This window comes from Sulfitobacter dubius (assembly GCF_027214245.1).
Lineage (GTDB): Bacteria > Pseudomonadota > Alphaproteobacteria > Rhodobacterales > Rhodobacteraceae > Sulfitobacter > Sulfitobacter dubius_A.
In genome coordinates, this window is the sequence record NZ_JAPWHM010000005.1 from 71,260 (window position 1) to 93,499 (window position 22,240).

At 63.2% G+C, this 22,240-nt stretch carries 23 protein-coding genes and 1 tRNA gene; 11 read left to right on the forward strand and 13 right to left on the reverse strand.

The features are described from left to right. Positions 1 to 9: 9 nt before the first annotated feature. Entirely contained in the window at positions 10 to 177 is a 168-nt protein-coding gene (gene rpmG, locus O4H31_RS13235) for a 50S ribosomal protein L33 (RefSeq protein ID WP_007119221.1), read from the forward strand. A gap of 147 nt (positions 178 to 324) precedes the next feature. Here the strand turns inward: rpmG and O4H31_RS13240 are convergent, their stop codons facing one another. The 3 genes from O4H31_RS13240 to O4H31_RS13250 are packed head-to-tail and all read right to left on the reverse strand — an operon-like array spanning position 325 to position 1,808. Further along, positions 325 to 732, reverse strand: coding sequence for a hypothetical protein (locus O4H31_RS13240; RefSeq protein ID WP_269346510.1), 408 nt, complete (start codon positions 730 to 732; stop codon positions 325 to 327). Further along, positions 729 to 1,349 carry a DUF5671 domain-containing protein gene (locus tag O4H31_RS13245; RefSeq protein ID WP_269346512.1) on the reverse strand — a complete coding sequence of 207 codons (621 nt, stop codon included), beginning with the start codon at positions 1,347 to 1,349 and terminating at the stop codon, positions 729 to 731. The genes O4H31_RS13240 and O4H31_RS13245 overlap by 4 nt, the downstream gene beginning before the upstream one ends. Before the next feature lie 3 nt (positions 1,350 to 1,352). After that, on the reverse strand, positions 1,353 to 1,808 hold the full coding sequence (locus O4H31_RS13250) for a nucleoside deaminase (RefSeq protein ID WP_269346515.1): 456 nt from the start codon (positions 1,806 to 1,808) through the stop codon (positions 1,353 to 1,355). Positions 1,809 to 1,870: 62 nt separating this feature from the next. On the opposite strand from O4H31_RS13250, the gene O4H31_RS13255 reads away from it, so the two are divergent. The 9 genes from O4H31_RS13255 to dtd all read left to right on the forward strand — a co-directional run bounded on the left by O4H31_RS13255 (position 1,871) and on the right by dtd (position 9,916). Next, positions 1,871 to 2,965: a pseudouridine synthase gene (locus O4H31_RS13255; protein ID WP_269346517.1), complete on the forward strand. Its 1,095-nt coding sequence runs from the start codon at positions 1,871 to 1,873 to the stop codon at positions 2,963 to 2,965. 112 nt (positions 2,966 to 3,077) lie between these two features. Then, entirely contained in the window at positions 3,078 to 3,308 is a 231-nt protein-coding gene (locus tag O4H31_RS13260) for a hypothetical protein (protein ID WP_269346519.1), read from the forward strand. Between the two features lie 3 nt (positions 3,309 to 3,311). Further along, complete coding sequence (locus O4H31_RS13265) at positions 3,312 to 4,226, forward strand: 5-bromo-4-chloroindolyl phosphate hydrolysis family protein (RefSeq protein ID WP_269346521.1); 915 nt, start codon at positions 3,312 to 3,314, stop codon at positions 4,224 to 4,226. Then, positions 4,226 to 5,422, forward strand: coding sequence for a toxic anion resistance protein (locus O4H31_RS13270; protein ID WP_269346524.1), 1,197 nt, complete (start codon positions 4,226 to 4,228; stop codon positions 5,420 to 5,422). Before O4H31_RS13265 ends, O4H31_RS13270 begins: the two co-directional genes overlap by 1 nt. Before the next feature lie 22 nt (positions 5,423 to 5,444). Beyond that, positions 5,445 to 6,407 carry a DUF2927 domain-containing protein gene (locus tag O4H31_RS13275; protein WP_269346526.1) on the forward strand — a complete coding sequence of 321 codons (963 nt, stop codon included), beginning with the start codon at positions 5,445 to 5,447 and terminating at the stop codon, positions 6,405 to 6,407. Positions 6,408 to 6,442: 35 nt separating this feature from the next. Then, on the forward strand, positions 6,443 to 7,558 hold the full coding sequence (locus O4H31_RS13280) for an SPFH domain-containing protein (protein WP_269346528.1): 1,116 nt from the start codon (positions 6,443 to 6,445) through the stop codon (positions 7,556 to 7,558). A 123-nt stretch (positions 7,559 to 7,681) separates the two neighbouring features. Next, the gene (locus O4H31_RS13285; RefSeq protein WP_269346530.1) at positions 7,682 to 8,794 is read left to right on the forward strand and encodes a TFIIB-type zinc finger domain-containing protein; all 1,113 of its coding nucleotides are present in this window, start codon (positions 7,682 to 7,684) and stop codon (positions 8,792 to 8,794) included. Beyond that, positions 8,791 to 9,468: a nitroreductase gene (locus tag O4H31_RS13290; protein WP_269346532.1), complete on the forward strand. Its 678-nt coding sequence runs from the start codon at positions 8,791 to 8,793 to the stop codon at positions 9,466 to 9,468. The genes O4H31_RS13285 and O4H31_RS13290 overlap by 4 nt, the downstream gene beginning before the upstream one ends. A 1-nt stretch (position 9,469) precedes the next feature. Continuing rightward, on the forward strand, positions 9,470 to 9,916 hold the full coding sequence (dtd, locus tag O4H31_RS13295; RefSeq protein WP_269346534.1) for a D-aminoacyl-tRNA deacylase: 447 nt from the start codon (positions 9,470 to 9,472) through the stop codon (positions 9,914 to 9,916). 194 nt (positions 9,917 to 10,110) lie between these two features. Here dtd and O4H31_RS13300 read toward each other — a convergent pair whose 3' ends face one another. The 5 genes from O4H31_RS13300 to O4H31_RS13320 form a co-directional block, all read right to left on the reverse strand. Then, positions 10,111 to 10,371, reverse strand: a complete 261-nt coding sequence (locus O4H31_RS13300) for a hypothetical protein (RefSeq protein ID WP_269346536.1) — start codon at positions 10,369 to 10,371, stop codon at positions 10,111 to 10,113. Further along, a complete protein-coding gene (locus tag O4H31_RS13305) occupies positions 10,361 to 10,603 on the reverse strand; it encodes a DUF1127 domain-containing protein (protein ID WP_067626693.1) in 243 nt (80 codons plus the stop codon). The genes O4H31_RS13300 and O4H31_RS13305 overlap by 11 nt, the downstream gene beginning before the upstream one ends. A 260-nt stretch (positions 10,604 to 10,863) precedes the next feature. Beyond that, positions 10,864 to 12,744, reverse strand: coding sequence for an acyl-CoA synthetase (locus O4H31_RS13310; protein WP_269346538.1), 1,881 nt, complete (start codon positions 12,742 to 12,744; stop codon positions 10,864 to 10,866). Between the two features lie 148 nt (positions 12,745 to 12,892). Next, on the reverse strand, positions 12,893 to 14,704 hold the full coding sequence (locus O4H31_RS13315; RefSeq protein WP_269346541.1) for an ABC transporter transmembrane domain-containing protein: 1,812 nt from the start codon (positions 14,702 to 14,704) through the stop codon (positions 12,893 to 12,895). A gap of 156 nt (positions 14,705 to 14,860) precedes the next feature. After that, positions 14,861 to 14,934: transfer RNA gene (locus O4H31_RS13320), tRNA-Gly, on the reverse strand. Positions 14,935 to 15,102: 168 nt separating this feature from the next. Between O4H31_RS13320 and O4H31_RS13325 the strand changes: the two genes are divergently transcribed. Further along, complete coding sequence (locus tag O4H31_RS13325; protein WP_067916052.1) at positions 15,103 to 16,038, forward strand: YihY/virulence factor BrkB family protein; 936 nt, start codon at positions 15,103 to 15,105, stop codon at positions 16,036 to 16,038. 3 nt (positions 16,039 to 16,041) lie between these two features. Here O4H31_RS13325 and O4H31_RS13330 read toward each other — a convergent pair whose 3' ends face one another. The 5 genes from O4H31_RS13330 to O4H31_RS13350 form a co-directional block, all read right to left on the reverse strand. After that, on the reverse strand, positions 16,042 to 16,617 hold the full coding sequence (locus O4H31_RS13330; protein WP_269346545.1) for a hypothetical protein: 576 nt from the start codon (positions 16,615 to 16,617) through the stop codon (positions 16,042 to 16,044). Then, positions 16,614 to 18,854: a xanthine dehydrogenase family protein molybdopterin-binding subunit gene (locus tag O4H31_RS13335; protein WP_269346546.1), complete on the reverse strand. Its 2,241-nt coding sequence runs from the start codon at positions 18,852 to 18,854 to the stop codon at positions 16,614 to 16,616. The genes O4H31_RS13330 and O4H31_RS13335 overlap by 4 nt, the downstream gene beginning before the upstream one ends. A gap of 2 nt (positions 18,855 to 18,856) precedes the next feature. After that, the gene (locus tag O4H31_RS13340; protein WP_269346547.1) at positions 18,857 to 19,315 is read right to left on the reverse strand and encodes a (2Fe-2S)-binding protein; all 459 of its coding nucleotides are present in this window, start codon (positions 19,313 to 19,315) and stop codon (positions 18,857 to 18,859) included. A 122-nt stretch (positions 19,316 to 19,437) separates the two neighbouring features. Continuing rightward, positions 19,438 to 20,643: a hypothetical protein gene (locus O4H31_RS13345; protein ID WP_269346549.1), complete on the reverse strand. Its 1,206-nt coding sequence runs from the start codon at positions 20,641 to 20,643 to the stop codon at positions 19,438 to 19,440. A gap of 94 nt (positions 20,644 to 20,737) precedes the next feature. After that, complete coding sequence (locus O4H31_RS13350) at positions 20,738 to 22,174, reverse strand: TolC family outer membrane protein (RefSeq protein ID WP_269346551.1); 1,437 nt, start codon at positions 22,172 to 22,174, stop codon at positions 20,738 to 20,740. Positions 22,175 to 22,240: the final 66 nt, after the last annotated feature.

Below are 22,240 nucleotides of genomic sequence, written 5' to 3' on the forward strand. Positions count from 1 at the left end.
AGAAGACACATGGCGAAGCCAACCACGATCAAGATCCGCCTGAACTCGTCCGCGGGCACAGGCCATTTCTACGTGACCAAGAAGAACGCACGCACCATGACCGAGAAGATGGTCATCAAAAAGTACGACCCCGTTGCGCGCAAGCACGTCGAATACAAAGAAGGCAAGATCAAGTAAGATCGCCTGCTTTGAACGGTTTCAAAAGGCCACGCGGTTTGCGCGTGGCCTTTTGCGTTGGGGAGCCGGGTAAGGCGCGCTTAGCGCAGCTTTAGCCGGCCTAGGCCGCCGAGCAGCGGCAGCCCGTCAATCGCACCCCTCCCCCGCTCAGGGCGCCTGCACCACCCATTGCCGCGAAGATGGGACGCGCCGATAGCGCAGGCACCCCACCGCCCCGTCGAAATGCAGCCGCTCCCGCCCAGAGGCGACCGCTTTCTCCTGAGGCACCTCAAAAGTCGCGCAGACCGCGAGGCTCTCAGCCCCTCGCGTCACCTCATAGGCGGCGCCAGTCAGCGGATCGTGAAGGCTCTGCTCTGCGCTGCGACAGGCGCGCGAGAACGCCGCCTGCTCTGCGGTCTCGCAAATAATCGCATCGGCGAGGTGCCGCAGGTCTGCCAGACGGGTCTGGTCACGGCTTTCGGAGCGCGCATGGCCCGGCCCGCCGACCACGGCGAAACCGGCCAGCAGCGCGGCCAAGACCACAGCCACGGCACCGCCAAAGAACAGCCGGTTCACCCGGTCGCCCCCTGCCGCCCATCGCGGCGGTAATAGCCAAAGATGCCCCCGGCGATTCCTGCCACCACCAGCGCCTTCAGCGCGAATTGCACTGTCAGATCGCCACTGAGGAAGGCATAGATCACCGCCACCAGATCACCCAACAGAACCGCAGCGGCGAAAAGCAGGGTCACATAGGTCATCCAACTGCGAATGGCCGAGCGCGCCAGCGCCGGATCAGCAGCCAACCGCCTGTTTTCGCGCGTGGCCAGCCACAGGTACAGCGGCAACGTCACGATCAGCACCGCCATGGCCCAGCGGATGCGATAGGTCGCCCCGCTGCCCTCCGACGAGAGAAAGTGATCGATCAAAGCATGCAGCAGCCCCACCAGATACCCCGCGCCAAAAAGCAGCGCCCCGAACATCAGCGCATAGACGAAAAAATCCCGCGCCGTGACCACGGGGCGCGGACGTGGCACCGGCGGGGCAAAGGGCACATCCGCCCAACCTTCCAATGCCTCGCTGACCTCTTGCGCTGACCAGCCCGCTTGGCCCAGCACTGCGGCGATCTCCACGCGGCTTTTGCCTGAGCTAAGCGCGCCCCGCATGAATTGCGCCAAATCCCTATTGCCTGCCATGGGTTACCCCCCTCTTTTGGCTTGGAAAAATGCAGTTAAAAGCTGCTCTGAGTCCCGCGCGGCGATGCCGTCAAAGACCTGCGGCGCGTGATGGCATTGGGGATGCGAGAACACCCGCGCGCCCTGCGCCACGCCGCCTGATTTGGGGTCTGCCGCACCATAGAACAAGCGCTCCAGCCGTGCGGCGGCAATGGCCCCGGCGCACATCGCGCAGGGCTCCAACGTGACGTAGAGCGCGTGACCGATCAGCCGTTCTGAGCCAACAGTCGCACAGGCCGCGCGCAGGGCCAGCATCTCGGCATGGGCGGTAGGATCGTTGCGCGCGCGGGTTTCGTTGCCAGCCGTCGCGACGATCTGCCCTTCGGGTGAGACGACAACCGCCCCAACCGGCACCTCGCCGCGCGCGGCAGCGGCGCGGGCCTCGGCCAGCGCCTGCCCCATATATGAGCGAAACTCCATTCCGTCACATGGCCGCAAACGCCACCCTTTCGCAAGCCCGTGAAACAGGGTAAGCGCAGTGTATGAACGCAAAAACGCCCCCCTCCGGCTCAGGCCCACAAAACACCGACACCGATGCTGACGCCAGCACATCCAAGGGCGACCGCATCGCCAAGGTGCTGTCGCGCGCCGGTATTGCCTCGCGCCGCGAGGCCGAGCGCATGATCGAAGCGGGCCGCGTGCGCGTGAACGGAGAGCAGATCACCTCGCCCGCGCTGAACGTCACGCCTGAGGATAAGATCACCGTCGACAACACCCCCGTCGGCGCGCCCGAACCGCCGCGTATCTGGCTTTATCACAAGCCCACCGGTCTGGTGACGACAAACTCCGACGAAAAGGGCCGCGAGACGATCTTTGATGCCCTGCCCGAGGATATGCCCCGCGTGATGACCGTAGGCCGGCTTGACCTCAATTCCGAAGGGCTTTTGCTGCTGACCAACGATGGCGGCGTGAAACGCAAGCTGGAACTGCCCAGCACCGGCTGGCTGCGCCGCTACCGCGCGCGGGTGAATGGCCGCCCTACGGATGAAATGCTAGAGCCTCTGCGCCGCGGCATCACCGTGGAGGGCGAAAATTTCCAGCCGATGGACGTGACATTGGACCGCCAGCAAGGCGCGAACGCTTGGCTGACCATCGGCCTGCGCGAAGGCCGCAACCGCGAAATTCGCCGCGCGATGGAGGCCGTGGGCCTGACCGTGAACCGGCTGATCCGGATCTCTTACGGCCCGTTCCAATTGGGCGAGTTGAAGATCGGCGAGGTGGAAGAACTGCGTCGCAAAGTCGTGCGCGATCAACTGGGCCTTGAGTTGGAAGACCCCAGCGGCACCGCTGTCAAAAAGCCCACGGGTCTGCGCCGTCCGCCACGCCGCAAACCCGGCGGTTTTGGGGGCGCGGGCCAGCCCGGTCTGCCCGTACAACCCGGCGAAGATGATGAACCGCCGCCCCGCCGTGGTGGCGGAAAGGCGAAGAACGCACCGCGTGGCAAGGCAGCTCAAGGCAGGCCCAGTGGTAAACCCAATGGTAAACCGGGGGTGCGTCCCGCAGGGCGCCCCAATGCCAAACCGGACGGTAAACCGGGGCCAAAGCCCGGTGGCCGGGGGTCAAAGCCCCGCCGCTGACCGGCGATGCCCCAAGTTGCCCTGCGCGTTTCCGGAACGCTGCTGACCTGCGTGCGTTGACTATAGAACGGCAGGCAAGATCAGCGCGAAACCGCTGGCAGAAAAGGGCAATATGTTGCGAATAGTGATGTTTTTGGTGGCCTTGGCCGCGCTCGTGGTTATCATCCTCGGCGCGGCCTTGCTCTTGGGGCGCGCGGCTGACAGTGCCGGCACGGCGCTGCGCCCGATCTGGGGCGGCGAGAGGGGAAACATGATGGCGCCAACGACCTTTCAGAAAATCGCCTTTGGGGCGTTGCTGGTTTTGCTGCTTGGGCTGACCAGCGGTTTTCTCGGGGGGCTTTGATCCATGGCGCAGCGCTTTGGCAGCAAATATAGCCCCGACACGGACGCCACCCCCGGCAGCACACCGCGCACGACCCGCCGCCTGCGGGTCGATCCTGTGGGTGGGCGGGTGAACCTGATGTTCCTGCCCCCGGTCCTGCTGGCTGGAACCTCGCTTATCGGTGGCGCGGGCACGCTGGTTCTTGGCCTTGGCGGGGCGTTTTTGTTGGCCTCGGGCGTCTGGCTACTGCGCGACGGCCTTCTGGCCGAGGCGGAGTACCACGAACGCAAAGTTGCCCGCCGCCCGGTCCTGCCGCGCAAAATTCTGGCCGCAGTATTGGCGGGTGCTGGCGCGGCCCTTGCTGCATACAGCAATGACCCGAGCCTTATCGCAGCCCTGCTCTACGGCGTCGCGGCCACGGCCCTGCACCTTGCGGCATTTGGCATTGATCCCTTGCAGAACAAAGGCATGGAGGGGATCGACACCTTCCAGCAAGACCGCGTTGCCCGTGTGGTAGATGAGGCCGAAAAGCTGCTCTCGGGCATGAGCCAAGCGATCTTGCGCGCGGGCGACCGGCGGGCCGAAGCACGGCTGGCCGAGTTCCAAGAAACCGCCCGCCATTTGATCCGCACCGTCGAAGAAGACCCCCGCGACCTGACCGCCGCCCGTAAATACCTTGTCGTCTATCTGCGCGGCGCGCATGATGCGACGGTGAAATTCGCCGACCTCTATGCCCGCAATCAAGACGCGCAAGCCCGCGACGACTACCTCGCTTTGCTCGACGATCTGGATCAGAACTTTGCCGCCCGCACAGCGAAGTCCCTGCTGGACGACCGCAGCGATCTGAACGTGGAAATCGACGTGCTGCGTGAACGCCTCTCCCGCGAGGGGGTCCGACTGGAACAGCCCGCCCCTGCAAATACCAAGGAAGATCAGTGATGACCGATGCCCTCCGTGAAAAAGCTGCCCAATCGCAAGGGTTGGTGGAAGAAGTGAACGCAACCATTTTGCCCGAACCGACGGATGCCAATGCCATCGTGCCATTGGCCAAAGCCGATGCCGCACAGAGCGCGGAAATCCAAAAGCGTATGGCCGAGATCGACGTGACCGATACGCAATCCATCGTCAGCTTCGGCTCTGCCGCGCAGGCCGAGTTGCAAGAGATCAGCCAATCCATGCTGGCCGATGTGCGCAACAAGGATGTCGGCCCCGCGGGCGATAGCCTGCGCACCATGGTCAGCGCGATCCGCGGATTTTCGGTCTCTGAGCTGGACGTGCGGCGCAAACAAAGCTGGTGGGAAAAATTGCTGGGCCGTGCCACACCATTCGCCAAATTCACCGCGCGTTTCGAAGAGGTACAAGGCCAGATCGACCGGATCACCGACAACCTGCTGGCGCATGAGCATACGCTGCTGAAAGACATCAAATCCCTTGACCTGCTTTATGAAAAGACGCTGCAATTCTACGATGAACTGGCGCTCTATATCTCGGCCGGTGAGGCCAAGATTGTTGAACTGGATCACAAGACCATCCCCGCCAAACAGACCGCGCTGGATAAGGCGAACGAAGACGATCAGGTGATGCGGGCGCAGGAACTCCGTGATCTGCGTGCCGCCCGCGATGATCTGGAACGCCGGGTGCATGATCTGAAACTGACACGTCAGGTCACCATGCAATCCCTGCCTTCGATCCGTCTGGTGCAAGAGAACGACAAAAGCCTCGTGACCAAGATCAACTCGACCTTGGTGAACACCGTACCCCTGTGGGAAACGCAACTGGCCCAAGCCGTGACCATCCAGCGCAGCGGTGACGCGGCCAATGCGGTGCGCGAGGCGAATGACCTGACTAACGAATTGCTCACCTCCAACGCCAAGAACCTGCGTGACAGCAACAAGGTGATCCGTCAGGAAATGGAGCGCGGCGTCTTCGACATCGAAGCGGTGAAACAGGCCAACGAAGACCTGATCGGCACCATCGAAGAATCCCTGCAAATCGCCGATGAAGGCAAAGCAAAACGCGCCAATGCCGAGAAGGAGTTGCAGGAAATGGAAGGCCGTCTGCGCGACACGCTGGCCGCCGCCAAGGCCCGCGAAACGGGCTTGGGCGATACCACAGGCAACGCGGTGCCAAGCTAAGACCGACGTGGGGGAACAGGTAATGCAAGAACGTCTGCGCAGAAAACTGCGCGCCGGGGGGGCGCTGGCGCTGAGCATGCTATTGCTGGCCTGCGCCGAACCCGCGCCCGTCTTGCAACAGGTCGCCAAGCCGCAGGCCCGCCCTGTGGCAAAGCCCCCCTCTCCGGCTGTGGTGGCCAAACCCACTTCGCAAAAAAGCGCCATGCTGCGCAGCTATTTGCATCAGGTCGAGAAAGCGCAGTTGAGCCAGGATTTGCTGCGCCAAGACGGTGGCGGGGATGACACGCCCTTTACCAGCGAAATGCTGGTCCGCAACTTTGAACAGATCGCCCTTTATAACGAATATGACGGCAATTTTTCCGGCCAAGGTGGGGCCAGCCCCCTGCGCCGTTGGGAAGGGCCTGTGCACATGCAGATCATCTTTGGTGATAGCATCCCCCCGTCGCAACGCCGCTCTGACACCACCAGCATCAAGGCTTTCGCCCGACGCCTTGCCCGGGTTACGGGGCATCCGATCTCAACGACAGGCACGCCTAATTTCATAGTGGTTGTGGCGTCTGAGGATGACCGGGTCGATGCTTTGACCCATGCTGCGGAAAAGGTCGCGGGCGTTAGCCCATCGTCGCTCCGTGCGATGCGCAACATGCGCCGCGACACCTATTGCGCCGTGGCCGCCTATGCCGCGGGCGACAACCCGAATGTCTATACCGCCGCCGTGGCTGTAATCCGCTCGGAAAACCCCGGCCTGCTGCGGCTGTCGTGCATCCACGAAGAACTGGCCCAGGGCTTGGGTCTGGCCAATGACAGCCCTGCCGCGCGCCCGTCGATCTTTAACGATGACGACGAATTCGCCTTGCTGACCAAACACGACGAACTCCTGCTCAAGATGCTCTATGACAAGCGTCTGCGCCCCGGCATGACAGCAGAGCAGGTCAACCCGATCACCCGGATCATCGCACGCGAGTTGACGGACGGGCCGGTGTAACGCACCCTTACGACGAAAGAATAAGGACCATTCCCATGGGCATTTTCGATTTCCTCTCCGGCCAGTTCATCGATGTCATTCACTGGACCGACGACACCCGCGACACCATGGTTTGGCGGTTCGAGCGTGAGGGTCATGAGATTAAATACGGAGCCAAGCTGACTGTGCGCGAGGGGCAAGCGGCGGTCTTTGTGCATGAGGGGCAGTTGGCGGATGTCTTCACCCCCGGTCTCTATATGCTTGAGACCAACAACATGCCGATCATGACCTCCCTTCAGCATTGGGACCATGGCTTCAAAAGCCCGTTCAAGTCCGAGATCTATTTCGTCAACACCACCCGGTTTAACGATCTGAAATGGGGCACCAAGAACCCGATCATCGCCCGCGATCCTGAGTTTGGCCCCGTGCGCCTGCGCGCCTATGGCACCTACTCGGTCCGCGTGAGCGACCCGGCAAAGTTCCTGACCGAGATCGTCGGTACCGATGGTGAATTCACCATGGATGAAATCTCTTACCAAATCCGCAACATCATCGTGCAGGCCTTTTCGCGCACACTGGCAAGTTCGGGCATTCCGGTGCTCGACATGGCTGCGAACACCCGTGAATTGGGGCAATTGGTCGGCAAAGACATCGCGGCCCAGATCGCCGAATACGGGCTGGCGATGCCCGAGCTTTACATCGAGAACATCTCCCTCCCCCCCGCGGTCGAGGCGGTGATGGACAAGCGGACCTCCATGGGCGTGGTCGGCAACCTCAACGAATACATGCAGTTCCAAGCTGCAGAAGCGCTTGGCCGCGAAGGTGCGGGTGGGGCCGCGATGCAAACGGGCCTCGGCGCGGGGCTGGGGATGAGCATGGCGCAGGCCGCCACTGCGCAGGCCGGACCTTGGGGCGCGCGCCCTGCCCCCACCGCCGCCGCACCGGTGCCGCCGCCCCCGCCGCCGGTCGAAAAGGTTTGGCATATCGCCAAGGATGGCGCGACCTCCGGCCCGTTTTCCAAAGCCGCGATGGGCCGCAAAGCGAGTGAGGGTGGCCTCACCCGCGATTCTCTGGTCTGGACGCCGGGCCAAGATGGTTGGCAGCGAGCCGAGGATGTGGCCGAACTGGCGCAGCTCTTTACCGTGATGCCACCGCCACCGCCTCCGGTCTGATCCGCTGGCGCGCGGGGTGACACCTTCGCGCGCAAACGGCCTGCCCCTCCCCCCCGTTGCCCCCTGTAGGGCTACGCCCCCCCCCATCCGCACCGCCGCGTTTGACCTTGCAAAGCACCCTTTATGTCCGCCACCGATCTGCCTCCCGCCGCCCCGCTAGAAGAGCACCGTTTCCCCTGTGACACCTGCGGCTCTGACATGCGCTTTGATCCGGCGCAGTCGCTGCTGATCTGCGATCACTGCGGCAATGTGGAGCCTATCGAGGGCACGGGCCGCCACGCTCATGCCATCGCTGAGCAAGACTTCCGCGCGGGGCTAGAGGCCGCCTTGCCCGACGCCGAGATGGAAGAGACCCGCGTCACCACCTGCCCCAATTGTGCGGCGCAGGTGGAATTCGAGCCCGGCAAACACGCCGCCGAATGCCCCTTTTGCGCCACGCCCGTGGTGATCGACACCGGCACCAACCGCCATATCAAACCCCGCGCGGTGCTGCCCTTTGCCCTGACCGAAGAAAGCGCACGCAATGCCATGAAAGACTGGCTCGGCGGTCTTTGGTTCGCGCCCAATGGCCTGCAGCAATATGCCCGCAAGGGCCGCCGGATGCAGGGTATTTACGTGCCGTTCTGGACCTATGACGCACAGACCGCCTCCAGCTATCGCGGGGAGCGGGGCACGGTCTATTACGTCACACGCACCGTAATGCGCGATGGAAAACGGGTGCAGCAACAGGTGCCGAAAATCCGTTGGCGGGCGGCGTCGGGCCGGGTTGCGCGGTTCTTTGACGATGTGCTGGTGCTTGCCTCGCGCTCTTTGCCCAAGAAACACACCGATGCGCTGCACCCTTGGGACCTCTCGGCGCTGGAGCCCTATGCGCCAGAATACCTCGCCGGTTTCCGGGCAGAGGCTTACGCCGTCACGCTGGAGGAAGGCTTTGTTCAGGCCCGCGCCCATATGGACCGGGTGATTGAACGGGACGTGAAATTCGACATCGGCGGTGACCGCCAGCGGGTGCATGACATCAATACGCAGATCAGTGACGTGACCTTCAAACATATCCTGCTGCCGGTCTGGCTGGCCGCGTATAAATACCGCGGCAAGACCTATCGCTTTGTGGTGAATGGCCACTCCGGCAAGGTGCAGGGCGAACGCCCCTATTCCGCGATCAAGATCACCTTCGCCGTGGTGCTGGGGCTGATCGCCGCCGCCATCGTCGGCTATTTCATGGCCCAGCAATGACCCAGAGCTACGACCAATTCACCGACCTCTTGCAGGCCCGCTATTCCTGTCGCGCCTTTCTCTCTGACCCGCTGCCTGAGGAGACCATCACCCAGATCGTCAGCGCCGCGCGTCACGTGCCCTCATGGTGCAATGCGCAGCCGTGGCAGGTGACCGTAACGCGCGGCGCGGGCACCGACGCCTTTCGCGCCGCACTGCTTGAGGCCGCAGCCGCAAATACTCCGGTGGAGCCGGACCTGCCGTGGCCCACAGGCTATTCTGGCGCCTATGCCGAGCGTCGCCGCACCTGTGGCTTCCAACTCTACGACGCGGTGGGCATCGCCAAATCCGACCGCGATGCGCGCAAGGCACAGATGCTGCGCAACTACGCGCTTTTTGACGCGCCGCATGTGGCCATCGTGACCGCCCCGAGCGAGCTTGGCCCCTATGGTGCGATGGACTGCGGCGGCTTCGTCACGGCCTTCACCCTCGCCGCGACGGCGCTTGGCGTGGCCAGCATCCCGCAGGCCGCCATCGCCGCCTATGCGCCTTTGGTGCGTGAGGTGCTTGATCTGCCGGAGGATCGGCTGGTGCTCTGCGCGATCTCATTCGGCTATGCCGATGCCAAGCATCCGGCCAATGGCTTTCGCACCGAACGGGCGGGCCCCTCAGAGATTATCGATTGGAAAGACTGACATGCGCGCATTGCTGCAACGAGTGACCGAGGCGTCGGTCACGGTCGAGGGTGAGGTTATCGGAGAGATCGGCCCCGGCCTGCTGATCCTCGTCTGCGCCATGCCCGAGGATACCGAAGAGACTGCCGAGAAACTGGCCCTGAAAATCTCCAAACTGCGGCTTTTCAAGGATGAGGGTGGCAAGATGAACCTGAGCCTTGCCCAAACCGGGGGCGGCGCTTTGGTGGTAAGCCAGTTCACCCTCGCCGCCGATACCTCACGCGGCAACCGCCCGGGCTTTTCCGGCGCGGCGAAGCCCGAGATGGCCGAGGCGCTCTACACCCATTTCGCCCGCAGTCTCGCCGGGCTCGACATCCCCGTGCAGACCGGGCGGTTCGGCGCGGATATGGCCGTGGCACTGGTCAATGATGGGCCGGTGACCCTCTGGCTCGACAGCGCAGCGCCTTGATATTGGGATAGAAAAGCATGGACCGGCAAGCTTGGGAGGAGGTAAGCTTGCCGGTCGGTATAACGGGTCCGGGAGGAGGAAGACCGTTAATATGCGGTGTCAGATCAACCCGGGAAGGAGGAGCGGGGTCCGGCACCTGACAATGCAGCGCACAGGGCGCGACATTGATTGCTGAAGGTCATAAGCGCTGCGGCTTACAGACCGTCGTATTCTTCTGTTACCAGCGCTTGAGCGTGCTGCGGGATCTGGTTGCGGTCGATGCCCGCGCGCTCAAGCTGTGCGTCGCTCATGCTGTTGAGGACGGACTGCATACGCGAAATCTGCATTTTGGTGACGCCACGCGCCAGCAGGGTGCCGACTTTGCCAGCAGCGGTGCCGAGTGCACCGAATACCGGAGCGGTCGCGTCACGCAGGGAGAAACCGTGAGGTGCGGATAGGATGTTGTCATACTTCATAGGTCTGTTCCTTCGAAAGTTCTTCCGACGCTACACGCCGGATGTCGTACCGCGCGATGCCGATGTCCGACAGTTCGCGATCACTCAGTACGTTAAGTTCTGTGAAAGTTCGGTTGTAAGCTGCGCGCCGGGCCTTGATCTGGGCCACACGACGGCGCATGCCGTCGTAGGTGTGATGAAGCCCATCGAGCGCGGAGCTCAGGGTGGTGCCACGTGAGATTGCCATCGTCATAAGCGCAACTCCTTTCAGAATGCTGCAAGTGCATTATCAATGCTGCAATGCAGAAGTAGTACGCTCTGACCCTGTTTTGAACCCGCAGAATTTGCATAGGCGCTATGCCTGTCGCGAAAGGCCGGGGGCTAACTACAGGTAAACAGCTTAAAATTTTTGCGCCGATACACAGGAAATGTGCATCGGCGCAACGCAGCGGGGCTGCAATCGGGGAATTTGGGGAATGGGGGCGATCTAGGCCGCCTACCCGTCTGAGTCGTTTAGCTCACAGGCTCCCAAGGACGTGTATAGACGCTGAGCACTTTCGATACGTCGTCATGCGTGGCGTCGTGCATGGTGACCTGAGCCACCAACCCGCGCTTTTTGTCGTCTATCACGTCGGTCACCCGCGCGGCACAGCCCGCTTTCTCAAGGCTGCCATTATAGACCCGCGTGATTGCATCCTTGCGCAGGTCGGGCTTAAAGATCTTGCCAACGGCAGTCTTGGGCAACTCGTCCATGATCTTGAGGTGCTTTGGCTGGGCGGCCCGTTCGGCAACATGCTCGCGCGCAAAGGCGAGCAGTTCCTCTTCGGTGACCTTGGCGCCCTCCACCAGTTCGACAAAGGCGCAGGGCACCTCGCCTGCATGGGGGTCGGGCTGGCCGATGGCACCGGCAAAAGCGACGGCCTCATGGCCCAGCAGCGCCTCTTCGATCTCGGCAGGGTCGATGTTGTGACCGCCGCGGATGATCAGGTCTTTGGCGCGGCCCGTGATCCAGATGTAGCCATCCGCGTCGATCCGGCCCAGATCGCCAGTGCGCAGGTATTTGCCGTGGTAGAAGAGGTCTTTGTTCTTGTCTTCTTCGACATAGGTATGGCCCGCAAAGACACCGGGGTTCGACACGCAGATCTCGCCAATCTCATCCGTTTCCGCGTCAATTGGCCCGTCTGTCGTGCCCTTAATGATCCGCACATCCGAATAGGGGAATGCGATGCCAATGGAGCCGACCTTTTTGGGGCCATCCGTCGGGTTACAGGATACAAGGCAGGTCGCCTCTGTCAGGCCGTAGCCTTCGACCAGCGTGACGCCTGTGGCCTTTTCAAAGCGGCGGAAGAGTTCCAGCGGCAGCGGGGCCGAGCCGGAGAAGGCGGTCTTTACGGTGCTAACATCCGCATCGATCGGGCGCTGCATCTTGGCCGAAATCGCCGTGGGCACGGTGATGATAAAAGTGATCTTCCACCGCTCGACCAGCTTCCAGAAGTTGTCAAAGACCCCGTCCCCGCGATAGCCCTGCGGCGTCGGAAAGACCACATGCGCGCCCGAAGACACGGCGGCCATCAAGATGACGTGGCAGGCAAAGACGTGGAACAGCGGCAGCGGACACATGATATTGTCCTGCTCGCTGAACAGCAGGCGATGCCCCAGCCACCCGTTGTAGATCAGCCCGGAATACTTGTGCTGCGCGACTTTGGGCATCCCGGTGGTGCCGCCGGTGTGGAAATAGCAGGCAACGCGGTCTTCTTGCACATCCTCGAAGTTGAGCGAAGTGTTCTGCTTGGCGATCTCGGCGTTGAAGTTGAGGTATTTGGCCTGATTGTTCACCATCCCCTTGGGCCGCACCAGCGGGACGATCCAGCTTTTCGGTGGGGTCAAATAGCGGACCAGATCAACTTCGAGCACCGTATGCACCTTGGGCGCAAGACGCACCGCCTCGGCGGTCTTTTGGGCCACATCCGTTTTGGGGAACGGCCGCAGGGTAACGACGACCGATGCGCCGACCTCGCGCAGGATCGCGCCGATCTGTTCGGCATCCAGCAGCGGGTTGATCGGGCTGACGGTCCCGGCCACGGCACCGCCCAGCAGGGTAATCGTCGTCTCGTTACAGTTCGGCAGCACATAGGCCACCACGTCTTTCTCGCCCACGCCGAGGCTGCGGAACAGGTTCGCGGCCTGCGTCACACGGCCATGCAACTCTTGCCAGCTCAGCGTTTCGGCCTTGTCTTTGGGGCCTGAGAATATCTGATAGCTGACGGCGTTGTGGTTGGGGAATTTCGCGGTCGTATTGCTCAGCATTCCGTAGAGCGTCTTGGCCACGTCGCGGTCTTCCCACGGCATTTCCGCCGCGATGGCATTGCGGTCTTCGATCCCGGCGAATGTCATGGTGTCTCCTCCCCTATGCCGGTGTTCCGGCTTATTCTCCTCGCGCCAGATTGCGGTGAAACGCGCCGTTTCGCAAGCAATCGGAGGCAACAAACGCAACGTCACACTAGGGTGACGTAACGCCGGGGTTGCGTGGTTCAAGCTTGCCTTAGGCTGCGGCGACGGCCCCATCGGTGAATTGCAGCCGCGCCAGACGCGCATATAGCCCGTCGCTGGCCACCAGTTCGTCATGGGTGCCGATGGCGGCGATGCGCCCCGCCTCCATCACCACGATGCGGTCGGCCTTTTTCACCGTGGCCAGACGGTGCGCCACGATCAATGTGGTGCGGTCGGCACTCAGACGGTCCACAGCGGCCTGCACCAGCCCTTCGCTTTCCGAATCCAGCGCAGAGGTCGCCTCATCTAGCAACAGAACCGGCGCGTCGCGCAGGATGGCACGGGCGATGGCGATGCGCTGTTTCTGCCCGCCAGACAGCATCACGCCACGCTCGCCTAGATAGCTGTCATAGCCCTCGGGCAATGCGGTGATGAAATCATGCGCGGCGGCGGCGCGGGCGGCCTCCTCAACCTCTGCGTCACTGGCATCGGGCCGTCCAAAGCGGATATTCTCGGCCGCCGTGGCGGCAAAGATCACCGGGTCTTGCGGCACCAGCGCGACAGCACGGCGGAAGTGATCCCGCGCCACATCGCGCAGGTCCACACCATCCAGCGTGATCCGCCCCGACTGCGGGTCATAAAAGCGCAAGATCATCTGAATGATCGTCGTCTTCCCCGCGCCCGAGGGGCCGACAAAGGCCACCGTCTCACCCGGATTAATCTCCAGATCGATCCCATCCAACGCCGCCACATCGGGCCGGGCGGGATAGGTGAATTGCACGTTCTCAAAGGCGATCTTGCCCGCCACGGGCTGCGGCAGGGTGGTCTGCGCCTCGGGCGCCGGGTCTTGCACCGTGTCCTCGGTCTGGAGCAGATCAACCAGCCGTTCCGTTGCACCCGCTGCGCGCTGCAACTCGCCCCAGATCTCGGACAGGGCAGCGACCGCGCCCGCGACCATGACCGCATAGATCACGAATTGCACCAGCGCGCCCGCGCTCATCACATCGGCGCGCACGTCCCGCGCCCCGATCCACAGCACGCCCACCACGCCCGCGAAGACCAGAAAGATCACGATCACCGTCATCGCGGCGCGGGTCTTGATCCGGCGCTGCGCGGCGTCGAAAGAGGCTTCGGTCATCTGCGCGAATTGGCCCCGGCTTGCGGCCTCATGGGTGAAAGCCTGCACCGTTTGCACCGCGCCCAGCGTCTCAGAGGCGTTGCCCGAACTCGCCGCGATCCAGTCTTGGTTCTCTCGGCTGAGCACCCGCAGGCGGCGGCCCAGCGTCAGGATCGGGATCACCACCGCAGGCACGATCAGCAGCACAAGCCCGGTCAGCTTGGCCGAAGTCAGCAGCATCAGCCCCAAGCCCCCGACAAAGATCAACAGATTCCGCAGCGCGATCGAGACCGAAGAGCCGATCACCGACAGGATCAGCGTCGTGTCGGTGGTGATCCGGCTCAGCACTTCGCCGGTCATGATGCGCTCATAAAACGAGGGGCTCATGCCCACCACGCGGTCAAAAACCGCGCGCCGGATATCGGCCACCACCCGTTCGCCCAAGCGCGTCACCAGCGCATAGCGCAGCCCGGTGCCCACGGCGAGCAGCGCCGCGATCAGCAAGGCGGCAACGAAATAAAGGTCGAGCAATTCGCTCTCCCCGGAGCCGAAATTGTCAATCACCCGGCGCACGGCCAAGGGCAGCGTCAGCGAGATCATCGCGGTCAGCACCAGCGCCGCCCCGGCGGCGGCCATAAGCACGCGGTAAGGGGCCATGAAGGGCATCAGCGCCGCCAGTGCGCCGATCCGCCGCGACTTTTCGCGTTCATCTTTGGCGGACTGTGCGGGGGCTGGGGTGCGGGCCATGGGCTTTCCTTTGTCTTTCCACATCGGTCATGGCGCGGGGGCTGGGCAGGGTCAACCAGGACCGCCCTCATGAGGACAATCTGCCGCCCCTGTTGCGCGCAGCAGGCGCAACTATCCCGCGCGGTGGCGGCGGTCAAAACCGGTCTGGGAAAAGAGTGGAGCGGGCGGCGGGAATCGAACCCGCATCATCAGCTTGGAAGGCTGAGGTCTTACCATTACACAACGCCCGCGCTACGGCCTCCCTCCTATTTTATCGATCTGCGAGCGTCAAGTGGAGCGATCACCCTTTGGCAAGATCAATCGCATGAGCCTGCTCTTGCCAGTGGCCCGTCATCAAGGTGGCAGCCCGGGCCATCGGGCACTAGCTTAGCCTCATGGGATGAAAACGAGGCATTGGCATGGACGCCAGATCGGCTCAGGACCAAAAGCGCGAAGTCGTGTTGACCCACGGTGTTCTCAGCGAGAACCCCGAGGACCTGTTTCACGGCACCGGGCTGCGGGTCGCGCGCGCAGTTCTGCACGAAGCGGTGCTGCGCCTGTGGAGCGATGACGCCTTTGGCATGGCCGGAAACGTGGCCTTTCGCGCGCTACTGGCGATTTTTCCGTTCCTGATCTTTACCAGTTCGCTCACCGCCTTTGTCGGCGATCGGTCGATGGCCGATGACCTGATCCATTTCCTGATCGCCATCGTCCCCCCTGCCCTGATCGAGCCCATCGTGTCAGAGGTGGAAAAGGTTATGACCGTGCCGCGCGGCGATTTGCTGAGCGTGGGTATCTTGCTGACCGTCTGGTTTGCCGTGGGCGGGGTCGATGGGGTCCGCATCGGCCTGAACCGCGCCTATGGGCTGCGCGAGACGCGCTCGGTCTTCACCATCTACGCGGTGCAGGTGGCCATGGTGCTGCTGGCGAGCCTGATCCTCGTGATCGTGGGATACCTTTTGGTGCTGGCCCCGCGCGCGGGGTCTTGGCTGCATATGTTGATGCCGGGCTTCGATCCGCGTTCGGTGACCGTCGGCCTTGTGCGCTTCCCGGTCTCGGCGACGATCCTGCTGGTGGCACTTTTTGCTGCCCATGTGATCCTGCCTGCCCGGCGCACCAAGTTTAACAACATCTGGCCCGGGGTGGTGGCAACCGCCGTCGCTTGGACCCTGCTTGCCGTGCTCTTTTCGTCCTACCTGCGCAGCTTTGGCACCTATGCTAGCTATTACGCGGGCATGGCGGGGATCATCGCGGCGCTGTATTTCATGTATCTCGCCGCACTGGTGCTGATCTTTGGCGGCGAGTTAAACCGCGCGCTGCGCATTCGCAGACTGGCCCGCGCGATGAGCGATTAGCGGTCAATCCCCTTCGCAGGGGGTGCCCGCAGCGCCCCAGACCGTCACATCATGCACCAGCGCATCAAGCGATCCTTCGGGCACCGACCGCCCCGCGCCGGGGGCGAAACCCCAGTTTACAAAGGCCGAGTTTTGCAGGTGGTCGATCAGAGAGGCGATGTCATGCCCGTCGTTGGTTTCCGGGTCGCGCAACTGGGTGCAGACCTCTGCCGAGGTCTTACCGAGCCACGCCAATTCCACCGGAGGCAGCCGCCACGCATCGTCGATATGCGGCGGGGCGTGGGGCACGGTATTGGCGGCAGCAGAGGTGACGTGACAGGCGTCGCAGGGAATGCTTTCGGCCCCGATCCGGCTCTCGCCCGCGCGCACGTTCATGCCATGCACCGCCTCTGGCCCATAGCCCAATGCCTGCCACATTGGCTGGCCCTCTTCGCCTACATGGCAGTTGGTGCAGCGCGGGTGCGAGGTGACGGTAAAGATCCGGTCCCAAGCCGCCAGCCCCTCGACGCGATTGGGATCGTCCTGCGCGATTGCAGGGGCGGCCAGCATCAGCCCGGCACAGATGGAGAGGTATTTCATGCGAAATCCACGGATTTGGAGAGGGGGAGTTCACGGATACGCTGCCCTGTGGCGGCAAAAATCGCATTGGTTAGCGCCGGGGCGGCAGGCGGCACGCCCGGCTCACCGATGCCGCGCAGTTTGCCGCCATTCTCTAGCCCGCGCACCTCGATCTTGGGCGTCTGATACAGCCGCACCCCTTCATAGAGGTGGTAATTGTCCTGCTGCGGCACCCCGTCGCGATAGGTCAGTTCGCAGTTCATCGCATGGCCCAAACCCCAGATCACCGCCCCTGAGAGTTGCGCCTCGAAGTTCACCGGATCCATCACACGGCCCACTTCGGCGGCAACGAAAACGCGGTCGATCTTAAGCCCCGCGTCGGTCTGGCTGACCTCGACCACCTCGGCCACCGGCACGCCGAAGGACAGGCAGAACGCCAGCCCCCGGCCCCGCCCCGGCCCAAGGTCTGCGCCCCAGTCCGCCATCTCGCCCACGGCCTCCAACACCCCGCGCGAGGGCGCATGGGTGCAAAGCCTGAGCCGTTCCTCCAAAGGATCTACGCCCGCGGCATGGCACATCTCGTCCATGAAGCTCTCGTGCAGGAAGCCGTTGCCCGACGCCCCGACCGACCGCCACGAACTCACCGGAACCATCGCGGGCACTCGGTGACCGGTCACGCGGTAGTGGGGGATCGCAAACGGCTGATCCCACGCCCCCGCCACGATGGCGATGTCGGGGCCGAAGACCGGTTGGTTCAACCGCGCCATCTGCGATTCCGCCGTCGAAGGTGCCGCGATGGCCAGATCATAGGCCGTGATCTGCCCGTCTGTGACTTTGCCACGCGCCCGCGCCATGGCCAGCGGGCGGGGGAAGTCATGGGTGAAATCCTCTTCGCGCGACCAGACCATCTTGATCGGTGTGCCCGGCATCTGCTGCGCCACTTCGACGGCACGCAGGGTATAGTCATCCTCCAACCGCCGTCCGAAACTGCCGCCTGACATCAGCACATGGATATGTACGTTCTCGGCGTCGATCCCGGTCAGCGCGGCGACATTGGCCTGCATGAAACGCGGAATCTGCGTGCCGGTCCAAATGTCGACGCGGCCCTTCTCAAGCTTCACCACGACGCTCATCGGCTCTAGCGGGGCGTGGGCCAGATAGGGAATGCGGTACTCGGCCTCCAGCACATCGCCGTCGGCTAGGGCGGCGGACATGTCGCCATCATCGCGGAACCGGCTGTCTTGACGGTCTTCGGTAAAGGAGGCCGCGACCGCTTTGAACTGCTCCGCCGTATCGCCGGTATAGGGCGACGGCCCCCAGTCGCATTCCACCGCCTGTGCGGCTTGAAAGGCCCGCCATGTATTGTCGGCAACGACCGCGACGCCGCCGGTGATCGGCAACACCGCCTTCACACCGCGCATCTTTTCGGCGCGGCCTGCATCAAATCCCATAATCTTTCCGCCCTGCGCCGGATTGGTGCGGGTCGTGGCGTGGAGCATCCCTTCCATTGCCATGTCGATGCCATAGGTCTGGGTGCCGGTGGATTTCGGCACGATATCGGTGCGCATTTGCGCCTTGCCCAAATGCCGCCAGTCACTGGGATCGCGCAGCGCGACCTCGGTCACCGGATCAATCTCTGCTGCTGCGGCGGCGAGGTCTTGATAGGCCAAGCGCATCCCATCGGGCAGCACCACGGCGCCCGCTTCGGTCTTAAGCTGGCTCCGCTCCAGACCTGTCTGCGCCACCGCGGCGGCCAGCAGCGTTTCACGTGCCACAGCCCCGGCCATGCGCAAGCGGTCATACATATCCGGCACGGTAGAGCTGCCGCCGGTCAGTTGCAGGCCCAGCAGTTTCCCCGCCACATCCGACGCCCCGCGCCCGGTCCGCGCGAGCAGCGTCTCCGAGGTCGCGGCAATCGGCATCGCCTCAACCCCCACCACGCCGTTGTAATAGACTGGCGAAGGAGGGCCGGGCGTGATCTGAACCGCATCAAGGTCGACGTCCAATTCTTCAGCGATCATATGAGCTTGAATAGAATATGCCCCCTGCCCCACATCGGCGCGCGGGGTGATCAGGGTAACACCGCTTGCGTCAATTTTGACGTAGGGTGTGATCGCCGCCGCGCCGGGGGCCAGCCCCTCAAGCAGCGGGTTCTTCAGGTCCCGTTTATAAAGATAGGTGCCAAAGGCGACGCCCCCGACGATGGCTGCAGAGCCGACGATAAAACTCCGGCGGGTGATGGTGCGCAGGCGCGACATATTCAGGCCCCCCGCAAACGCGCGGCAGCGCTGTGGACCGCAGCGCGGATGCGCGGGTAGGTGCCGCAGCGGCAGAGGTTCCCGCTCATCGCGGCATCGATCTGATCGTCGGTCGGCTCGGGGTTCAACTCAAGAAACGAGGCTGCTTGCATGATTTGCCCCGATTGGCAGTAGCCACATTGCGCGACCTGATGCTCCACCCATGCCGCCTGTACCACATGCAGCGCTTCCGGCGTGCCCAAGCCTTCGATGGTGGTGACATTGCCGTTCACATCCGCCGCCCGCAATTGGCAAGACCGCACGGCCAGCCCATCGACGTGCACGGTGCAAGCACCGCATTGCGCGATGCCGCAGCCGTATTTCGGCCCGGTGATTCCCAACTCGTCGCGCAAGACCCACAGGAGCGGCATGTCGTCTTCCACGTCCACTTCGTGGACCGTGCCGTTAACCGTCAATTTCATCGGTGATCCTTCCGCCCTGTTGGCCTTAATGTAAACGGCGGCGCATATCGCGCAAGGCCGCGCGCGGCGGGTCGCGCAGCGTCATCTTGTCAGGGGAGGGCCAGCAGGTGCCGCCCCTTGGCCTATTCGAGGTCTTGTGCCGTAAGGGCGCGGTGGATCTCACGGCGCACCAGTTTGCGCACGTTGCGGGTGATCCGTTCGCCCAAAGCGCCCTGCAACTCGGCGCGGACGATCTCTGTCACCAGATCGCGCAGCGCTTCTTCGTCAAGGAACTGGTCATCGCTCGCCACGCCTTCATCTTGCGTAGGGACGGTATAGCCGAATTCCGGTGCGGTCGCCGCCGGATCGGCGACACGCGGGCCGCTGTCGGCGAAACGGCGCACCTGTTCTTCGACCTGCGGTGTCGAGGGTTGCGGGCGGCGCGGGGCCGGTTTTTTAGCCTCTACCGTTGCCGTGTCGGCGATCGGTGCCTCTGGCGCCTCTAGCTCCGCATCGTCTTTCCACTCCATCGCCGGGGGCTCTGTACCGGAATAGTCGTTGTCGCCGGGGGCGTCGGGGTCCCAATCGTCAGAGATCTTGCCGATGGCTGTCTCCAACGCGGCCAGCTTGTCACTCCGGCTGGCGCCCGTGGCCTTGGCCACTGTCTCCGAGACGGCCCGAGCCTTGGCCTCAACCTCCGCCGCGGTTTCTGACACGGGTTCAGAAGCGGGGGTGCCGTAGTCTTCGGCATGCAGATCGCTGGGATCGTCATGCAGCATGTCATAATCCAAAGGCGAGACCTTGGCGGGATCAACGGCAGCGGGCTGCGGGCGGTCTTTGCCGTCCGAGGTGGCTACTCTGAGCGCCGGGGTCAGCACCAAACGGTCGCTCGACGCACTTAGCGTTTTGTCGGCTGGCGGGGTGGCGGGATGGCGAGCGGAAACGAAGGGACGCTCTGCCTCCTCGGCACTGTCTTCCTCTTCGGTCTGCATGGCTTGGGTAAGGCTCAGCGGCTGCGGCGTGGCCTTGGGCGGCTCGCTGGTCTCATCATCAGAATTGGGGCGTGCTGGGCTGGCAGAGGTGGCGCGCAGCGACAGATGCGAAGTGAAGTCTTCCGACGTGATCTTGTCCGCCGCGGTCGAACGCATGCTTTTGAACTCTGCCCCATCGTCCTGCTGCTGGGGGGCAGCAGCCTGAGCCTCGGCGTCGGTTACAGGATCGGGCGCCTCAACGGGGCTGGGCACCGACGCGGGGCTGGACGTTTGCAGGGGACGCTTGTCTTCGGACACCAATCGGCGAATCGACGACAGCACGTCTTCCACCTCCGCATTTGTGACGGGTTCGGACATATTTCTCTACCACTCTTGCCTCGCGGATAGCTTAACCGCGCGGGAGGATTCTCACAATGGGGCGGTGCAAAATGCCAAACGACCGTGCGAAACGTCAGTCTTTTTGCAACGCGCGCAGCACGCGATCCAGCGCTTGGCCCTCTTTGGAGTATTTAGCAGGGGCGTCCTTAACAAGGTTGTAATAGGCCCCCGCGTCATAGATCTGCACCGGCAGCTTCAGGTCCTGCGCTGTCAGACGCCCCGTGGCCGCCAGCACGGAATAGGCCGCCACATAGAGGTTGGCGCGGGCCGACACGCGGGTCGATTCCGCATCCAGCAGCGATTGTTCGGCATCCAGCACGTCCAATGTGGTGCGCGCGCCGAGGGTGGCTTCTTCGCGGATGCCGCGGAAAGCGATACGCGCCGCACGAATCTGCCTGTCAGAGGCCTCCAACTGCGCGCGCGCCGAGGCCAGCGTGGCATAGGCGTTGCCCACTTCCTGCTCTACATCATGGCGGACGACATGCAGGTTCGCACGCTGTGCGTCACGCTGCGCCATCGAACTGCGCACGGCCGAGGACAGCGCCCCGCCCTGATAGATGGTCTGCCCAACCTCCACCCCGACGCTGCCGCTGCGGGTATAGGCATTGCTGTCGAAGGTCTCATTCAGGCCATATTGGCCGTTCAGCGTGATCCGAGGGGCCATGGCCGCCTCGTTGGCTTCGACGCCAAGATCGGCTGCCGCCACCTGATGCTGTGCGGCGATGATCGACGGATGGGTGCGCACGGCCAAGGCCTTGGCCGACGCGAGATCACCGCCGATATTCGGCAGGCTCGGCGGTTGGCTGAGGTTGCCGGGCGCACGGCCCACCGCGTTGCGATATTCCTCGACCGCACGCAGCAGCGTGCCTTCAGCGCCTGCCAGCCCGCTGCGGGCATCGGCAAGCTGCGCTTCGGCCAAGGCCACATCGGTGCGGGTAACCTCGCCCACGTCGAAACGATCCCGCGCGGCGCGCAGTTCTTGTGTCAGCAGCCGCAAGTTGTTGTTGCGCAGCTCAACCGTTTCCGAGGCTTCGATCACGCCCATATAGGCCGCAACCGCGCGCAGAAGCACCTGCTGCTCTAGGTTCACCAAGGTCTGACGGGTGGCCAGCACGGTTTCTTTCGCGGCCTCCACCCGATAGGCGGTCGCGCCGAAATCATAGAGCAACAGCTCACCGATCAAGCTGATCGACGCCTTGAGACTTTCCGTCGACTGCGCCGGCAGCAGCGAAGAGCTGCGCGTGGTGCCGAAGCTTTGTGTAAGCCCCGCCGCCCACTGTAGCACGGGTTTCAGCGCCGACTTCGCCGTTGCCACATCCTCATCGGCGGCGCGCAACAGCGCGCGGTTCTGGTTAAGCAGACCTGAATGCTCATAGGCCCCCACCAGCGCATCGGCCAATGTTTCCGCCGAGGCCTGCCGCGGCAGGGCAGCGCCGCTCGCCAAAACAAGGCTCACCGGCACTGCGATGGCAAAACGTTTAAGGGTTTTCGTGAAACTATTTGCGCTCATGGCTCAATGCCCCTGAATGGCTTTTTTAGACCTTTTAGACCGGCCCATGGGCCGATCGGGACGGGT